Source organism: Marinobacter iranensis, from assembly GCF_029207565.1.
Lineage (GTDB): Bacteria > Pseudomonadota > Gammaproteobacteria > Pseudomonadales > Oleiphilaceae > Marinobacter > Marinobacter iranensis.
Genome location: NZ_JANCMW010000012.1, coordinates 50357 through 65735, shown reverse-complemented (window position 1 = coordinate 65735; position 15379 = coordinate 50357). Strand labels below are relative to the sequence as shown.

14 protein-coding genes are annotated in these 15379 nt (G+C 58.6%); 6 read left to right on the top strand and 8 right to left on the bottom strand.

Translation table 11 applies throughout. From position 1 onward, the window contains the following. The first annotated feature begins 5 nt into the window (after nt 1–5). A complete protein-coding gene (gene argF, locus NLU14_RS16905) occupies nt 6–920 on the top strand; it encodes an ornithine carbamoyltransferase (RefSeq protein ID WP_275708683.1) in 915 nt (304 codons plus the stop codon). A 4-nt stretch (nt 921–924) separates the two neighbouring features. Further along, complete coding sequence (locus NLU14_RS16900) at nt 925–1995, top strand: ABC transporter ATP-binding protein (RefSeq protein WP_275708681.1); 1071 nt, start codon at nt 925–927, stop codon at nt 1993–1995. Nucleotides 1996–2008: 13 nt separating this feature from the next. On the opposite strand, the gene glpK is transcribed toward NLU14_RS16900, so the two are convergent. The 3 genes from glpK to NLU14_RS16885 form a co-directional block, all read right to left on the bottom strand. Then, on the bottom strand, nt 2009–3490 hold the full coding sequence (glpK, locus tag NLU14_RS16895) for a glycerol kinase GlpK (RefSeq protein WP_275708679.1): 1482 nt from the start codon (nt 3488–3490) through the stop codon (nt 2009–2011). Between the two features lie 278 nt (nt 3491–3768). Next, on the bottom strand, nt 3769–5343 hold the full coding sequence (locus NLU14_RS16890) for an ATP-binding protein (protein ID WP_275708677.1): 1575 nt from the start codon (nt 5341–5343) through the stop codon (nt 3769–3771). Nucleotides 5344–5401: 58 nt separating this feature from the next. After that, entirely contained in the window at nt 5402–6139 is a 738-nt protein-coding gene (locus NLU14_RS16885) for a response regulator (RefSeq protein WP_275708675.1), read from the bottom strand. A gap of 299 nt (nt 6140–6438) precedes the next feature. Here NLU14_RS16885 and NLU14_RS16880 point away from each other — a divergent pair, with 299 nt between their 5' ends. Further along, complete coding sequence (locus NLU14_RS16880) at nt 6439–7203, top strand: GNAT family N-acetyltransferase (RefSeq protein ID WP_275708673.1); 765 nt, start codon at nt 6439–6441, stop codon at nt 7201–7203. 27 nt (nt 7204–7230) lie between these two features. After that, nucleotides 7231–8037 (top strand): lysophospholipid acyltransferase family protein, encoded by an 807-nt coding sequence (locus tag NLU14_RS16875; protein ID WP_275708671.1) that lies wholly within the window; start codon nt 7231–7233, stop codon nt 8035–8037. A gap of 2 nt (nt 8038–8039) precedes the next feature. Here NLU14_RS16875 and NLU14_RS16870 read toward each other — a convergent pair whose 3' ends face one another. The 4 genes from NLU14_RS16870 to NLU14_RS16855 all read right to left on the bottom strand — a co-directional run bounded on the left by NLU14_RS16870 (nt 8040) and on the right by NLU14_RS16855 (nt 12440). Further along, nucleotides 8040–8498 carry an FKBP-type peptidyl-prolyl cis-trans isomerase gene (locus tag NLU14_RS16870; RefSeq protein WP_275708669.1) on the bottom strand — a complete coding sequence of 153 codons (459 nt, stop codon included), beginning with the start codon at nt 8496–8498 and terminating at the stop codon, nt 8040–8042. Further along, on the bottom strand, nt 8498–10720 hold the full coding sequence (locus NLU14_RS16865; RefSeq protein WP_275708667.1) for an acetyl-CoA hydrolase/transferase C-terminal domain-containing protein: 2223 nt from the start codon (nt 10718–10720) through the stop codon (nt 8498–8500). Before NLU14_RS16865 ends, NLU14_RS16870 begins: the two co-directional genes overlap by 1 nt. Nucleotides 10721–10884: 164 nt before the next feature. Then, complete coding sequence (locus tag NLU14_RS16860) at nt 10885–11199, bottom strand: hypothetical protein (RefSeq protein ID WP_275708665.1); 315 nt, start codon at nt 11197–11199, stop codon at nt 10885–10887. A gap of 203 nt (nt 11200–11402) precedes the next feature. After that, nucleotides 11403–12440, bottom strand: a complete 1038-nt coding sequence (locus tag NLU14_RS16855; RefSeq protein ID WP_275708664.1) for an NADP(H)-dependent aldo-keto reductase — start codon at nt 12438–12440, stop codon at nt 11403–11405. A 111-nt stretch (nt 12441–12551) separates the two neighbouring features. Between NLU14_RS16855 and NLU14_RS16850 the strand changes: the two genes are divergently transcribed. Next, on the top strand, nt 12552–13799 hold the full coding sequence (locus tag NLU14_RS16850) for a glycosyltransferase family 4 protein (RefSeq protein ID WP_275708874.1): 1248 nt from the start codon (nt 12552–12554) through the stop codon (nt 13797–13799). Next, nucleotides 13765–14340, top strand: coding sequence for a phosphatase PAP2 family protein (locus tag NLU14_RS16845; protein WP_275708662.1), 576 nt, complete (start codon nt 13765–13767; stop codon nt 14338–14340). Before NLU14_RS16850 ends, NLU14_RS16845 begins: the two co-directional genes overlap by 35 nt. Here NLU14_RS16845 and dinB read toward each other — a convergent pair. After that, nucleotides 14315–15379 (bottom strand): DNA polymerase IV, encoded by a 1065-nt coding sequence (gene dinB / locus NLU14_RS16840; protein ID WP_275708660.1) that lies wholly within the window; start codon nt 15377–15379, stop codon nt 14315–14317. The two genes, NLU14_RS16845 and dinB, sit on opposite strands and share 26 nt — an antisense overlap.

Here is a 15379-nt window from a genome sequence, read left to right as displayed (position 1 = left end):
GTCGCATGGCAGCAAGACATTTTCTGACACTCAATGACCTGAGCTCCGACGAGCTTGAGAGCCTTCTGGATCATGGCACCAAACTCCGCAGCGAGTGGCGCCGGGGAATCGTACGGGAAACTCTGAAGAATCGTGTCCTGGCGATGATTTTCGAGAAATCGTCAACCCGCACCCGGGTATCCTTCGAGGCAGGCATGACCCAGCTCGGCGGCGCTGCCCTGTTCCTCTCCCCGCGTGACACCCAGCTTGGCCGCGGTGAGCCCGTTGAAGACTCCGCCATCGTGATCTCCAGCATGGTGGATGCGGTCATGATACGGACTTTTGCCCACAAGACCGTTGAGCAGTTCGCAGCAGCCTCCAGGGCGCCGGTCATCAACGCTCTGACGGACGATTTCCACCCCTGCCAGTTACTGGCCGACATGCAGACCTATCGCGAACATCGTGGCAGCATTCGCGGCGGAACCGTGGCCTGGATCGGCGACGGCAATAATATGTGCCAGTCCTACATCAACGCGGCCACGCAGTTCGGGTTTAACCTGCGAGTCGCCTGCCCGGAGGGCTATGAGCCGGACAGTAAGCTGCTTGACGCACACAAAGACAAAGTGTCTGTGGTTCGTGATCCGGAAGACGCTGCCCGGGGCGCCGACCTGCTGGTGACCGATGTATGGGCGTCCATGGGCCAGGAAGATGAACAGAAAGCCCGCGAGAAGACCTTCCGCGACTACCAGATCAACCCCGGGCTGATGAACCTGGCCAACAGGGACGCCCTGTTTATGCACTGCCTGCCTGCCCACCGCGGCGAGGAAATATCAGCGGACATGATGGACCATCCTCGCTCAGTGGTCTGGGACGAAGCCGAAAACCGGCTGCACGCGCAAAAGGCGTTGCTGGAATTCCTGATACTCAATCGACTGGACTGACCGAATGACCGAGAGCCTGGTCCGGCCTGCCGACTGGCTGCTGGAAGTGAACAACCTGTCCTGCGGGTATGGTGATGGCTCCGTGGTCATGAATGTCAACTTTGCACTCAGCCACGGCGACATCGGCTGTCTGCTGGGGCCCAGTGGCTGCGGAAAAAGCACCATCCTGAGGGCGCTGGCCGGATTCCTGCCCATCAACACCGGAGAGATCCGCCTGCAATCCAGCTCTATCAGCCTGCCCGGCCGAACCCTGGCGCCGGAAAAGCGCCGGATCGGCATGGTATTCCAGGACTATGCGCTGTTTCCTCACCTGACGATTGCCGAGAACGTCGGCTTTGGCCTGCGCAACGAAGATCGCAAGGCAAAGCGACAGAAAGTCATGGAATTGCTCAAGGTGGTTCACCTGCAGGACCTGGCGGAGAATTATCCCCACGAATTGTCAGGCGGCCAGCAACAGAGGGTTGCGCTTGCCCGTGCCCTGGCGCCAGAACCGACGCTGATCCTCCTCGACGAGCCATTTTCGAACCTGGACGCGGACCTGCGTCGCCGCCTCAGCCTGGATGTGCGGGAAATACTCAAGACCCTTGGCATCAGCGCAATCCTGGTCACTCACGACCAGCAGGAAGCCTTCGCCATGTGCGACCAGGTGGCGGTACTGAAAGACGGGGGGATACAGCAGTGGGATGTGCCCTACAACCTCTACCACGAACCGGCCAACCGTTTTGTCGCGGGGTTCGTGGGCCAGGGTGGCTTCATTCCCGGCAAAACGCTGGGCCCGGATACCATTGAATCGGAGCTGGGAGTTATCCGCGGCAACCGCGCCTATAAGTGGCAGGCCGGCACCCTGGTCGACGTGCTCATTCGGCCCGACGACATTGTCTACGACGCCGACTCGGACCTGAAACCAAAGGTAGTGGAAAAGACGTTCGCCGGCACCTCGACCCTCTATCGCTTCCGATGCTCGGAAGATACCGAATTCGAAGCCTTGTTCCGGAGCCACCTGGACTTCCACCTTGGCGAACATGTGCCAGTCCGCGTGGAAGCGGACCATCTGATCGCCTTCGAGAGAACCTGAGGCGGGAAAAGCCTCAGTTGTTGCAGACCCGCTCGACGGAATCCAGCCAGCCGACATAGAGGCGCTCCCGCAGTGCCGGTTTCATCGCCGGCTCAAAGCGATGCTCACGTTCCCAGAGTTGCGCTATTTCCTCCAGCCCCTGATACACACCCGTCTGTAGTCCCGCCAGATAGGCTGCACCCAGCGCGGTGGTTTCGATCACTTTCGGGCGGTCCACAGGAACATTGAGAATATCCGCCAGGAACTGCATCACCCAGTTGTTGACCACCATCCCCCCATCCACCCGCAGCGCCTGCAGGGAAGCGCCGTCGTTCTGGATGGCGCGGATCAGGTCCTTAGTCTGATAGCACACCGATTGCAGGCCAGCGGTAACGATTTCGCCAATACCGGTGTCACGGGTGAGGCCGAGAATCGCGCCACGGGCATGGGGATCCCAGTGGGGAGCGCCCAGCCCGGTGAACGCCGGCACCAGGTAGACCGGGTTATCCGCCCCTACCTCAGTTGCGTAGTTGGAGGATTCGCTGGCATGCCTGATCAACTGGAGCCCGTCCCTGAGCCACTGCATAGCCGCCCCGGCCACGAAAATACTGCCTTCCATTGCATAGCAGGGTTTACCGTTCAACCGGTAAGCCATGGTTGTCAGCAAGCGGTTCTCTGAACGCAGTGCTTTATCACCGGTGTTCAGCATCAGGAAGCAGCCGGTGCCGTAGGTGCTTTTTGCCATACCCGGCTCGAAACAGGCCTGTCCGATCAGTGCCGCATGCTGATCGCCGGCAATACCGGCGACCTGCACCGGGGCACCCAGCCACTGCTTATCGGTAGTGCCAAAATCCGCGGCAGAATCGAGCACCTCGGGCAACAACGCCCGGGGAACCCGGAACAGCGCCAGCAACTCATCGTCCCATTGCTGTTCGTGAATATTGAACAGCGCCGTGCGGGATGCATTGGTGGCGTCGGTCTTGTGCGAGCGACCGCCTGTCAGGTTCCAGAGCAGCCAGCTGTCGACGGTGCCGAAGGCAAGTTCTCCCGCTTCTGCCCTCTTCCTAGCACCCTCCACATGATCCAGTATCCAGGCAATCTTGGTGGCGGAAAAGTACGGGTCAATCAGCAGGCCTGTACGTTCAACAACCGTACCTTCATGGCCGTCGGATTTGAGCTTGGTGCAAACAGAGGCGGTGCGCCTGTCCTGCCAGACGATCGCACGGTGAATGGGCTGGCCGGTTTTCCGGTCCCAGATTACCGTGGTTTCCCGCTGATTGGTGATGCCAATGCCCGCCAGACTGGCAGCATCGAGACCCGAAGTATCGAGGACTTCCCGGCATACCGCCAGCGTACTCTCCCAGATTTCTCCGGCCTCGTGCTCCACCTGGCCGTCCTTTGGAAAATACTGTTTGAATTCCTGTTGCGCCGTGGCGATGGCGTTGCCGGAAGCATTGAAAATGATCGCACGGGAACTGGTGGTTCCCTGGTCAATAGCGAGCAGGTGCTGGGTCATTGCAGGCGTCCTTTCAGATCTTTCAGCATTTTTCTTGTGAATGCTGCAATCTTCTCAAAGGATCGGGGCGAACGCTATGGCAAATGCGAGGTATAAAAAAAGGGCCGGAAAACCGGCCCTCAAATGACGAATGAAACAAGGAAAGTTCGTAAGAACTACAACCTCAAAAGTCATCCCTTACACCCTTAGTATCGCCCCGGGTTGCCAGGGCTTCAGTTGAGGTTGTGTTGTTCTTTGTTACATCAGGTGAGGGCGCGAGAGGTGCATCACAAAAACGCTCAGAGCGAGTGTTCCACCGGCTTCTTGCGCGGCCACACAAGGCTGAAACGCGCGCCCCCCAGATCATCACTGCGGCTGACGAACGCCTGCCCGCCATGCCAGTAGAGAATCCTTCGTACTATTGAGAGGCCAAGGCCATAACCACCAGAGGTCCGGGTACGGCTGTCGTCAAGACGGGCAAAGGCGGTGAATACCTTTTCCCAGTCTTCCTCGGGAATACCGGGGCCGTCATCTTCCACATCAATTCGGCAGTTGTCTTCATCAAACTGACAATGGACACGAACGCGACCAGCCGCGTATCGGGCGGCGTTACCCACCAGATTCTGCACTGCCCGGTGCAGGTACCGTGGCTCCACATCCGACAGTGACCAGCGCTCGGATTCTTCATCGATATCCGCCTCGATGGTGTGATTCGGGCGAATCATCTGCTGTTCACTGACAACCTGGCGGACAATATCGCTCACGGAGCGTTCCTGCAACGCAAAGACGGGCCCGCCCTGCTCCAGCCGGGCGTAGGTCAGAATCTCATCGATCAGTTCGTCCAGTTCCTGAATATCGCCGTCAATACCGTCAAGCTGCTTCTGGAGCGCATCCGGAGTGCTGGCGCTTTCAATCATCTGGACACCAAAGCGAATACGGGCGACCGGCGTTCTCAGCTCGTGAGAGACCGCATGGATCATTTCCCGCTGAACACCTACCAACCGTTGGATGTGCTCCGCCATGCTGTTAAAGGCCGCCGCCAGGCGCGACACCAGGCGGCTGTCTCCGGCCTCCACCCGGGCCCCCATTTCGCCCCGGGCAATACGGATGGCGACAGACTCCACGGCACGGAGGTTACTGTCCACGTCCCGCAGCGCAAGGTACAGGGCCAGTGCAAGCACGCTTCCCGCCACCAGGACCAACAGCAGCAATACCGGCCACGCCCAGGGGTTGAACGGTGACGACATCGCCATATCGACCAGGGTGCCGTCTTGCAGGCGGATCAACACCTGGGCGCGCCCGCGGGACGGATCATGATAGAGGGAAATGCCGCGCTCGGAGACCCGCTCAAGAACCTCCGAGTCCGGAAGTTCCGCCTGAACCTGTACCGGCACCAGCTCTATCCGGAGTGTGTCGGATAACTGCGACATGGCGCCCTCACGGCCTTCCAGTGGCATCTCATCAAGATGCAGGCGGGCAATCAGGGCCGTCGCCTCGGCAACATCACTGTAGATGTCATGGAACCGCAGATCGATGATGCCACCACTATCATTCTGAACCATCACCTGCTGACCGATGCTGGTATCCACCGCCACCACCTGTCCGTAAGACAGGCGTTCCCGGATAACATCGGAGACAGACAGGTTACCGGGAGGGGTTACGCGGAAATCATAGAAGGGCTCAAGCCATGGATACTGCTGTTGCGGGTAGGGCGTTGCTACAAGCCAGCGCAGGAGTGGTTCGGAAAACCGCTCCTGCCAGAACTGCTCCCGGACGGAATTCACACCCAGGAACAGGGCCGCACAAAACAGGAGAACCAGAAAGGTCAGGCCTATCAGCCGGGTGTAGAGCTTGAGGAAAAACTTGAGGGGCATTGCGTTAACCCTGGCAACGAACGCCAGCCCCGCCGGGCCAGCGCCAGAGACTGAGCAGTCAGGCTTCCTTTACGAACAGGTAACCTTTGCTGCGTACGGTTTTAATGCGCCTCGGGTGAATGGGATCGTCGCCAATCTTGGGGCGTATCCTGGAAACCCGGACATCAATCGAACGGTCCTGGCCGTCGTATTCGATGCCTCTCAGGGCGGTGAAGATTTCCTCACGGCTGAGAACCCGGCCTGCATTACTTGCCAGCAACCAGAGCAGATCGAATTCAGCACTGGTGAGGTCAATGCTTTCATCGCTCAGCCATGCCTCACGCATGGAACGGTCCACCACCAGGTTGTTGAACTGAAGCCTGACCGGCTCCTCGCCCTTACCTTCTTCGGCAGCAACTGTGCCGTTCTCGGTGACCCGCCGCAGCAGGGCACGGATTCTGGCCAGCAATACCCGGGGCTGAACCGGTTTACCGATGTAGTCATCAGCACCCATTTCCAGCCCGAGCACCTGATCCAGATCATCCGTACGGGCCGTTAGCATGATGATGGGTCCCGGATAGAAAGGACGCGCACGCCTACAGATGGACAGCCCGTCCTCACCCGGCAACATCAGGTCCAGCACGACCAGATCGGGCTGTTCCTTGCGGATACGCTCTACCGCATGGCCGCCGTGAGTTTCGAGAGCGACTGTCAGACCATTGCTCTCCAGGTATTCCCTGGTCAGCTCCGCCAGTCTCTCATCATCTTCGACTATAAGAATCCGCCAACTTTCGTTCGTCTGTTCCACGCCATCCATCTCTGATTTTGTTTTTCCGGTTTCTGAAACTTCCGGCCATGTTCACCCCACCTGGCCGGACAAGAGTTGTCTCCCAGAAGACTTGCCTTGTCACTGACAATACAGGCTACCTCCCGTAACAGCAATTATACATGCTATTCAGAAATATACATGGAACCACCTGTTCGTTACAGCCCGTGACAAACGTCACAGTGCCACTCCAGCGCCGACACCTGTCATAAAGTCGTCATCCCCCGGTCATTCCGATGTCACACCGGATTCATAGCCTTGTCGAAAAGTGGAAACAAAGAGGCAATGCCATGAACGCCCAGACTGCTCGCCTGTCACGTCCGGCCCGCCGGCTCAAAACCGTCATCACCCAGCAGCCGGATCTGATCGAATCCGCGCAGAAATTACGCTACCGGGTATTCTCCGAAGAGTACGGATCAGACCTGGGTGCAGCCGTCCCCGGAATCGACGCAGACGAATTTGACCGTTACTGCGATCACCTGATCGTGACCGATGAAAACACCGGTGAACTGGTAGCGACCACGCGAGTGCTGCACCACAGCAAGGCTCTGGAAGCCGGGGGCTTCTATTCAGAGGGTGAGTTCGAACTGTCCTCTCTGTACCGGCTTCCCGGAGCCGTTGCCGAACTCGGGCGAACCTGCGTCCACCCGGACTACCGCAATGGCGCTACCATCAGCCTGCTGTGGGCATCCGTGGCGGAGTACCTGGTATCACGCAATGTCGACTATCTGATTGGCTGCGCCAGCATCGGCATGTCCGACGGCGGTCTGAAAGCCTGGCGCATCGCCCGCTACCTGCAACGGGAATTCCTGGCCGGCGAAGAATACCGGGTAACGCCACTGAGGGCACTGCCCCATCTTACCCATGCAGTCAGCGAGGATCGTCCGGTGGACGTTCCTGCCCTGATCAAGGCCTACATGCGCCTGGGTGCCCGGGTCTGCGGAGAGCCCTGCTGGGACCCTGACTTCCGTTGTGCCGACCTGTTGGTGGTGCTGGACGTCAACAACCTGGCCAGTCGCTACAGCCGCCACTTCATGCGCAAACAGGCCCAGTAGGCGACCATTACCACCCGAGGAGCGGCCATGGAACCGATACGTCTGATCACAAGGCTCACACTCTTTGCCGGATTTCTGGCCCTGACAGCAACCCTCGCCGGCACCCTGCTGCTGATCGATGCCCTATTCCGCTGCGGAATCGACCGCGCTCCGTTTGCCCGTTTCTGCTTCAACGGTGCCAGCCGCTGCCTGGGCTTTCGCGTATCCACACAGGGTGCTTTCAGCGACCGGCCGGTTCTCTTTGTCAGCAACCACATTTCCTGGTCCGATATTCCGATACTCGGGGGCATGGTGCCGCTACGGTTTCTGTCCAAGGCGGAGGTGGGCCGTTGGCCGGTGATCGGCTGGCTGGCTACGCAGGCCGGCACACTGTTTATCCAGCGTGGCAGTGGCAAGGCGGGGCAGACCCGCCGAGAAATCGCTGACACGCTACTCAGGGGACAGTCGGTACTGGTGTTCCCGGAAGGCACCACGACGGCGGGTGTAACGGTGCTGCCTTTCCACAGCCGGCTGCTTCATGCCGCAGCGGATGCCGGCGTGGACATCCAGCCTATCAGCATCGGCTACCTGAGAAACGGCCGGCCAGACCACCTGGCTCCGTTTATCGGCGATGATGAGTTCCAGCACCACCTGATTCGCATGCTCCGCCAACCGGCGGTGGAGGTGGGCGTTATTGCCCATCCCGTGGTAAGCGTAAAGGAAGGCCGTGACCTGTCAGAAATTTCCGGGGAATTGCAGAAGACCATTCAGGAAGGCCTGCGGTTGATCCAGGAGGGACGGCTGTCAGACCGGGAAACCCCCGGGCCGACAGCCATTGCCGGCCCGGAGGCGTAACCTCAGCTTAACGGGTGGCCGGCGTTGATTTCCTCTTCCGTGGCTTCACGCTTGCCAATGATTTCCAGATCAAAGTACAGGGTGAAGCCTGCCAGCGGATGATTGGCATCCACGCGCACCAGGTTGCCGTCAATGCTCACGACCTGCACCACCTGGGCCGTATCACCGGTATTGGTCTGGAACTTCATTCCCACATGGAGGTTCTCTACGCCTTCAAACATGGAACGAGACACCTTACGGATAAGCTCAGGGTCGTGTTCGCCATAGGCCATGGCGGGCGGCACGGTCACTTCCAGACAATCACCCACATTACGGTCTTTTACCGCTTTCTGGATGCCTTCGATGATTTCGGGGCTACCCTCCAGGAAGTGAAGCGGCTCGCTGCCCTCGGAGGTATCAACCAGCTCTCCGAGCTTGTTCTTGAGGACATAATGGACGGTAAGTACGGCAGGTTTTTGCATCAGGCGTTCGTATTTCCTGTATTCGGGAGTGTATCAGTCAGGTTCAGTCCGTGGATAACCAGGCGCCGGTCCAGCCTGGCCTTAAGCCCTCTGGGCTTATCCAGGCTCATGCGCTCCAGCAACGACTGGTAGCGGCCCTCGTCGTCTTTTGCCTTTGCCGCATGCCACAGCGTTGACAGTTTACCACGACGGGTGGCCGTTGCAGCCTTCAGGGTTTGTAGTGCCTTACCGAGACGGAGCTCTTCATCGGTAAAGTCCCGCCCAAATGGGAATGGCGGAAACGCATCCTTATCGCCGGCCATCTTTATGGCCTCCTGAACAGCTTCTGGTGTGTTGTTGCACCAATCTTCGGGGAGACGGAACGAGGCGTCCACCTTTCCAGCCTTCTGTGCCTGTTTCAGCAAGTCCGGCTGGAAACGGGAGTCGGCTATACGAATCAGGCGCAAGTAGACCTGCTCATCCGACTGGCCACGCAGGTCCGCGATGCCATACTCAGTGACGACAATGTCACGGAGATGACGTGGAATGGTGCAGTGTCCGTAGCTGAACACAATCGTGGAGAGCGTTTCACCGCCCGAGGAGCGGGTGCTGCGCAACGTCAGGATTGAGCGCGCTGCCGGCAACTCGTGGGCCATGGCCACAAAGTTGTACTGGCCACCAACGCCGCTGACCACACGGCCGTCTTCCAGGCCATCAGACACCGCTGCCCCATTGAGTGTGTGCATCATCGCCGAGTTGACAAAGCGGCTATGCACCCGTTGCGCGGCTTTCAGGCGCTGGTTGCCAAAGGCATGATCGTAGAGGTGATTGATGTAGTTCACGCTGGTCATGCAGATACGCTGGCGGTCCTCCGGGGACAAATCCCGAAGGCGCTGGTAAAACTTCTCAGGGCCTACATAGAACCCACCATGAGCTACCACGCCCCCCGTCAGTCGCTCGCCCAGGGCCAGTGACTCAATAGCTTCCCTGGCCTCGTCACTGTCCAGATCGGGGTCCAGGGACTGATCCCCCACCCGCAGGCGCCCGCCCTTGAACTCAACCTCCGGGTGAAAGATTCCGTATCGGCACAGCCACTTCACGTCTCTGGCCCGCAACGGCGAATCGATCAACTGCTCCCGACGCAGGACGTCCAGCGTATCCAGAGACACGGCATGAATGAGTTCGCCCCGGTTGATGAGTTCCTGCAGCCCGGCATGACCAAACACCTCCCGCTTGAGCACGCCGGCTTCCATCAGGTAGATGAAACCGTCCACCATCATTTCACTGCAGCCGTAGAGGCCTTCATCAAAGGTGCCGGTGCCGCCATACCCGGTCACCACCGGAAAACGATCCGCCACTTTGAGGTGATCAAACACCTTGTTCCAATGCCCGTTTTCACGATGCCGCAGGATCGCACTGTGAACCATCGCCGCGCCCAGCGACCCGATGCCCACCTGGAGCGTACCACCGTCCTTGAGCAATGCGCTGGCATAGAACCCGATCAGGTGATCCTCGGGGCTGACAGACATCTGTGGCGCCGGGAACAAAGGGTAATCTGAGGCAGTATCTTCCAGAACAATATCAAAACGATTCTTTTCAACGGCCGCATCGTTGCCCATAAACGGCAGGTAACTATTGGTCTCAGCCACAATCGCCACCGGTGTTCCGGCGTCTTGCTGTGCCCGGAGCAGGGGCAGTAAGTCCAGGCTCAGATCGGGATTGCAACTCAGGCTGAAATAACCTTCCTGCTCCAGCTCAGACGCCGGAGCCACCATCTGGCCAACCACATTGACTCCCAGCGCCAGAAGATCACGTACCGCATGGGTGTAGTTGGTACATACGTAGTTGCGCTGCTGGTCGCTATTGTTCAGAAACGACCCGGCCTTGAAGAAGAATTCGGATACCCGGACGTTGTCCGGTAACTTGCGGCGGATAACATCCCGCGCGTAGTCCAGCTCCGGAATCCGACCGTACAGGCGCTCTGCGAACGGGCCCATAAACCGCTTTTCCAACGAAGAACTGCCGCCGGGCGCCGTCAGGGATAAGGCCGTTACGATGTGAAGCTGTATGGAGGGGTCGTCCTTGGCACGCTGATAGAGGGCGTTTACAAAGCGCACGGGCTTTCCGAGGCCCAGGGGCAGCCCCAGTGTGATGCGTTTGCCCACCCGACGGATCAGCTCGTCCACACAGGCCTTGCTGTCAGCCAGCGTTACCGGTTGTTGCTCCTCTACTATCGCAGCCATAGCAGTACTCCCTCTGTTGCCGTCATAGTGCTTCCCGACATGGATAATCACATGTGGGATTGCTTCAGGCAATGCGCCGGGTCAGATAAACGGAAGTCAGCGAACCGTTGATTGGCTCAGGAAATGCCGGGGGTATTTCTGGGAAGGATAGAACAGCGACGTGCTCAGAAATTCCATTTGAAGTTAAAGCAGGCGCCTTCTTCAAGCAGTGCGATGCCGTGGTCCGGCCTGGCAGGATCAGACGCGTAGGTTTTCTTTCCGGAGTCTGAACTGCTGAAGCCGAGGCTGAGAAGACGGGAACCGATGGTGGTGTACATGTCGGATTCTTCACGATCGAAATCGCCCGACATTTCCTCCTGCAACTGATACACGTTCTCCGCCGGCGTTTCGTCCGCAAACACACGCTCGTTTGCTTCGGCGCGAACAACGAAGGCGATCATGTTGAGTGCAAGAAGTGCAATAAAGATACGGATAATCATGATAATTCGGGTTGCCTGTAATCGGAACGGAATTCTACTGTCATGTAATGCTTAAGTCTAATGATTAAGGGCCAGAAAGATGTGATTTTGCACACATTAGCGCCGCTTTTTTGTCATCAGATCACCATCATTTTGTCAAAAAAACAGCACTTTTTGTTGCAGACTGTAAACAGGACCATTAAGAAACCACAATCCCTCCAGGCTTAAGGGCAGGGGTAAGTGTATTGCTGGTTAAGGTTCTCAATCGCTTCGAGTACATCAGCGCTCAGGGAGACAGACACAGAGCCCAGGTTTTCACGCAGCTGCTCCATGGTGGTTGCACCAATAATATTGCTGGTGACGAAATCGCGGCTGGTCACATACGCCAGCGCCATCTGCACCGGTGACAGACCGTGGCTGGCAGCCAGGTCCACATAGGCCCGTGTTGCCTCGGCACCCCGACCACTGGTGTAACGGGTGAACCTTTCGAACAGGGTCATCCTGGCACCCTCGGGGCGCTTGCCATCCAGGTATTTGCCGGACAGCATGCCAAAGGCCAACGGTGAATACGCCAGCAGGCCAACCTGTTCGCGACAGGCAATTTCCGCCATGCCGACCTCAAAGGTGCGGTTAAGCAGGTTGTAGGGGTTCTGCACGCTGACAATGCGGGGCCAGTCGTGCTCGCGGGCCAGCCGGAGGTATTCGTTGGTTCCCCATGGGGTTTCGTTGGAAATGCCAACATGGCGAACCTTGCCTTCCTGTACCAGTTCGGCCAGGGTGCCCAGGGTTTCTTCAATTGGCGTGGCCTGCTCGTCCGCGCTGTGCCTGTAACCCAGCTTGCCGAAAAAATTGGCGTTGCGGTCCGGCCAGTGCACCTGGTAAAGGTCGATATAGTCCGTTTTCAGCCGGCGCAGGCTGTCTTCACAGGCCTTGCGGATATGGTCCCGGGTCAGACGGGGGCCGTCGCGGAGGTAGCTCAGGCCATTGCCCGGGCCGGCAACCTTGGAGGCAATCACCAGGTCATCCCTGCGGCCCCGCTTTGCCAGCCAGTTGCCCAGGTAGCTTTCTGTCAGCCCCTGGGTTTCTGGCCGCGGAGGTACCGGGTACATCTCGGCGGCGTCAATGAAATTCACGCCCTCGGAGGTTGCCAGGTCCAACTGTTCGAAAGCCTGCTGCTCTGTGTTCTGCTCGCCCCAGGTCATGGTGCCCAGGCAAATTTCGCTTACATCTATGTCCGTCCTGCCAAGCTTGCGGGTTTTCATGCGTCCTCCCGATTTGGTTGCTGACACGTTGAAGAGTCGTTTGATGAAAAGGTAAAGGGATTGTCACGGGACTGTCCCGGAACTGTCATGCCAGGTTTCCATAGTGGAAGCATGAAAGAGGAAACCACAGGAAACACCGTGACCAGAATCACCCAGGTTTCAGGGCGTCGGCACCACATTACCATTGTTTCGGAAACCTTTCCTCCGGAAATCAATGGGGTGGCCAACACCCTCAGGCATCTCTGCCTGGGGCTGATGCAACACGGCCACAAGGTGACGATCATTCGTCCGCGCCAGCGCCATGAGGCAAAAGGCCGGTTTGAAGGCGCCGGTGAATGCCTGTTTTCCGACGAACATGTGGTGCCTGGCCTGCCGCTGCCCGGTTATGGCGACCTGAGGTTCGGGATCACCCGCCCGGGCTTTCTCAGATCGCTGTGGAAGCGCGAGCGACCGGATGCCGTCTATGTGGCGACCCAGGGCCCCCTCGGCGTGGCTGCCGTGGCGGCGGCCAGGCAAGCCGGCATACCGATCAGTTCCGGGTTCCACACCAATTTCCACGCCTACAGCCGCTACTATGGGGCCGGATTCCTGGAAAAACTGCTGTGCAGCTACGGCCGCTGGTTCCACAACAGGACTGCGATAACTCTGGTCCCGACCCGGAAAATTGCACAGACTGCCCACAACATGGGCATTCACCCGACATCGATCTGGAGCCGGGGCGTTGACTGCAACCGTTTTTCACCCCACAAACGTGACGCGGAACTCAGGCAACAATGGGGACTACACCCCAACGACCGCGCCGTTCTGTATGTAGGTCGCCTGGCGCCCGAGAAGAATCTTCAGATGGCGGTGTCATGCTTTGAGCGGATACGCGGGCTGCACCCCTGTGCGAAATTCATCCTGGTGGGTGATGGTCCTTTACGGAAGCGCCTTGCGGAGCGCCATCCGGATTACGTTTTTGCGGGAACTCGCCGTGGCGAGGACCTGGCCCGGCACTACGCATCTGGTGATATTTTCCTGTTCCCCAGCAAGACCGACACCTTTGGCAACGTGGTCACCGAAGCCATGGCCAGCGGGCTGGCCGTGGTTGCCTTTGACGATGCCGCCGCCAGCGAGCATATCCGCCACGAAGACAACGGCATGAAGGCGCACCTTCGTAATGACGAGGGGTTTGTGGACCATGCCCTGCGCCTGGCCGATCAACCGACACTTATGAACCGGGTACGTGCACAGGCCCGTCTGGATGCCCTGGACCTGAATTGGGCCACCCAGATTGAACAATTCGAGCATCTGATACTGAACCAGCCACAAAGGACCGCCTACAATGCCCTCAACAAGCAAGGCATCTCGCTTCTTTAGTGTGGTGGATCAGAGGGAGTTCGCCCTCTGCCGGTCCATCAACCAGACCCTGAGGTTCCGGCCGGTACTGGGTTACTTCAAAGTTGTAAGCCGGCTGGGTGACGGCTGGCTCTGGTATCTGGTGATACTGGCCATACCACTGCTGAGGCCGCAGGACGGGCTGGCGATTGCCTTGCTGATGGTTGCCACCGGGCTGACCTGCACTCTCACCTACAAGCTGCTAAAGCGTTGGCTGATTCGCGAACGACCGTTTATATCGTTCCCGTCGATTAATTGCGGTACCCCGCCACTGGATCGCTACAGTTTTCCCTCCGGCCATACCCTGCACGCTGTCTGTTTCAATACCGTGCTGGCCATGACCACGCCGGAACTGGCCTGGATGCTACTGCCCTTCACCATGAGCGTTGCCGCTTCCCGGGTGGTTCTCGGCCTGCACTACCCCAGTGATGTCGCTGCCGGCGCCCTGATTGGCGGGTGCCTGGGCCTGGCGTCGGTTTATGGCCTGTTTGATGTCTTCAATCAAATAGCCGCAGTTGCATAACGGGCGATTCATCGTTACGGAACCTCACGCCCAGACCCAACAAACGCACCGCCCGCCCGGTATCGGTGACCAGTTCATCCAGCAGCGGCTGGTAGTCCTCCAGCGCCGGCTCCCGGATTTGTTCCCGCACACGCTCCAGGGTATGGGTGGAAAAGTCGCTGTAGCGAATCTTGATAAACAGCTTGTGGATAGGTTTGCGGCCGGCCTTGCGGCTGAGCCTGAGATTCAGGTCCGCCACCAATGACGCCATCACCGACTCGCAGGCGCGCTTGTCCGGAAGATCCTGGGAAAAGGTGCGCTCCACACTGACGGACTTGGCGATGCGGGACACCACCACATCGCGGTTATCCCGGCCAAAGGCCATCTCCCGTAGCCGGTATCCCTGTTTGCCGAATTTTTCCAGCAGGACATCAGCGGGAGTGTTCTGCAGGTCGCCGCAGGTGGCGGCCCCCAGGGCGTGAAGCTTGCCGGCCGTCACCTGCCCCACCCCGAACAGTTTTTCCACCTTCAGATCCTGCACGAAGCCGTCCACATCCTCCGGACGGATGACAAACAGGCCATCGGGCTTTTTCCAGTCGCTGGCAATCTTTGCCAAAAATTTATTGGGAGCCACGCCAGCAGAAATGGTAATACCTACCTCGTCCTTCACCCGCTTGCGCAGGTATTGCGCCATCAGCGTGGCGCTGCCCTTGTGGTCCGTCACCTCGCTGACATCCAGAAAAGCCTCGTCCAGAGACAATGGCTCCACCAGATCGGTCAACTCCCTCAGAATCGCCATCACCTGTTTCGACACCGCTCTATATCTAGCCATGTCTGGCGGCACGGTCACCAACCCGGGGCACAGACGCCGTGCTTCGCCACCGGGCATGGCGGAGCGCACGCCAAACGCCCTCGCTTTATAATTGCAGGTGGTAACCACGCCGCGGCCACCATCGCCACCCACCGCCAGCGGAACCTCCCTTAATGAGGGATCGTCCCGCATTTCCACGGCAGCGTAGAAGCAGTCGCAATCTACATGGATAATCTTGCGCTGGGCCAT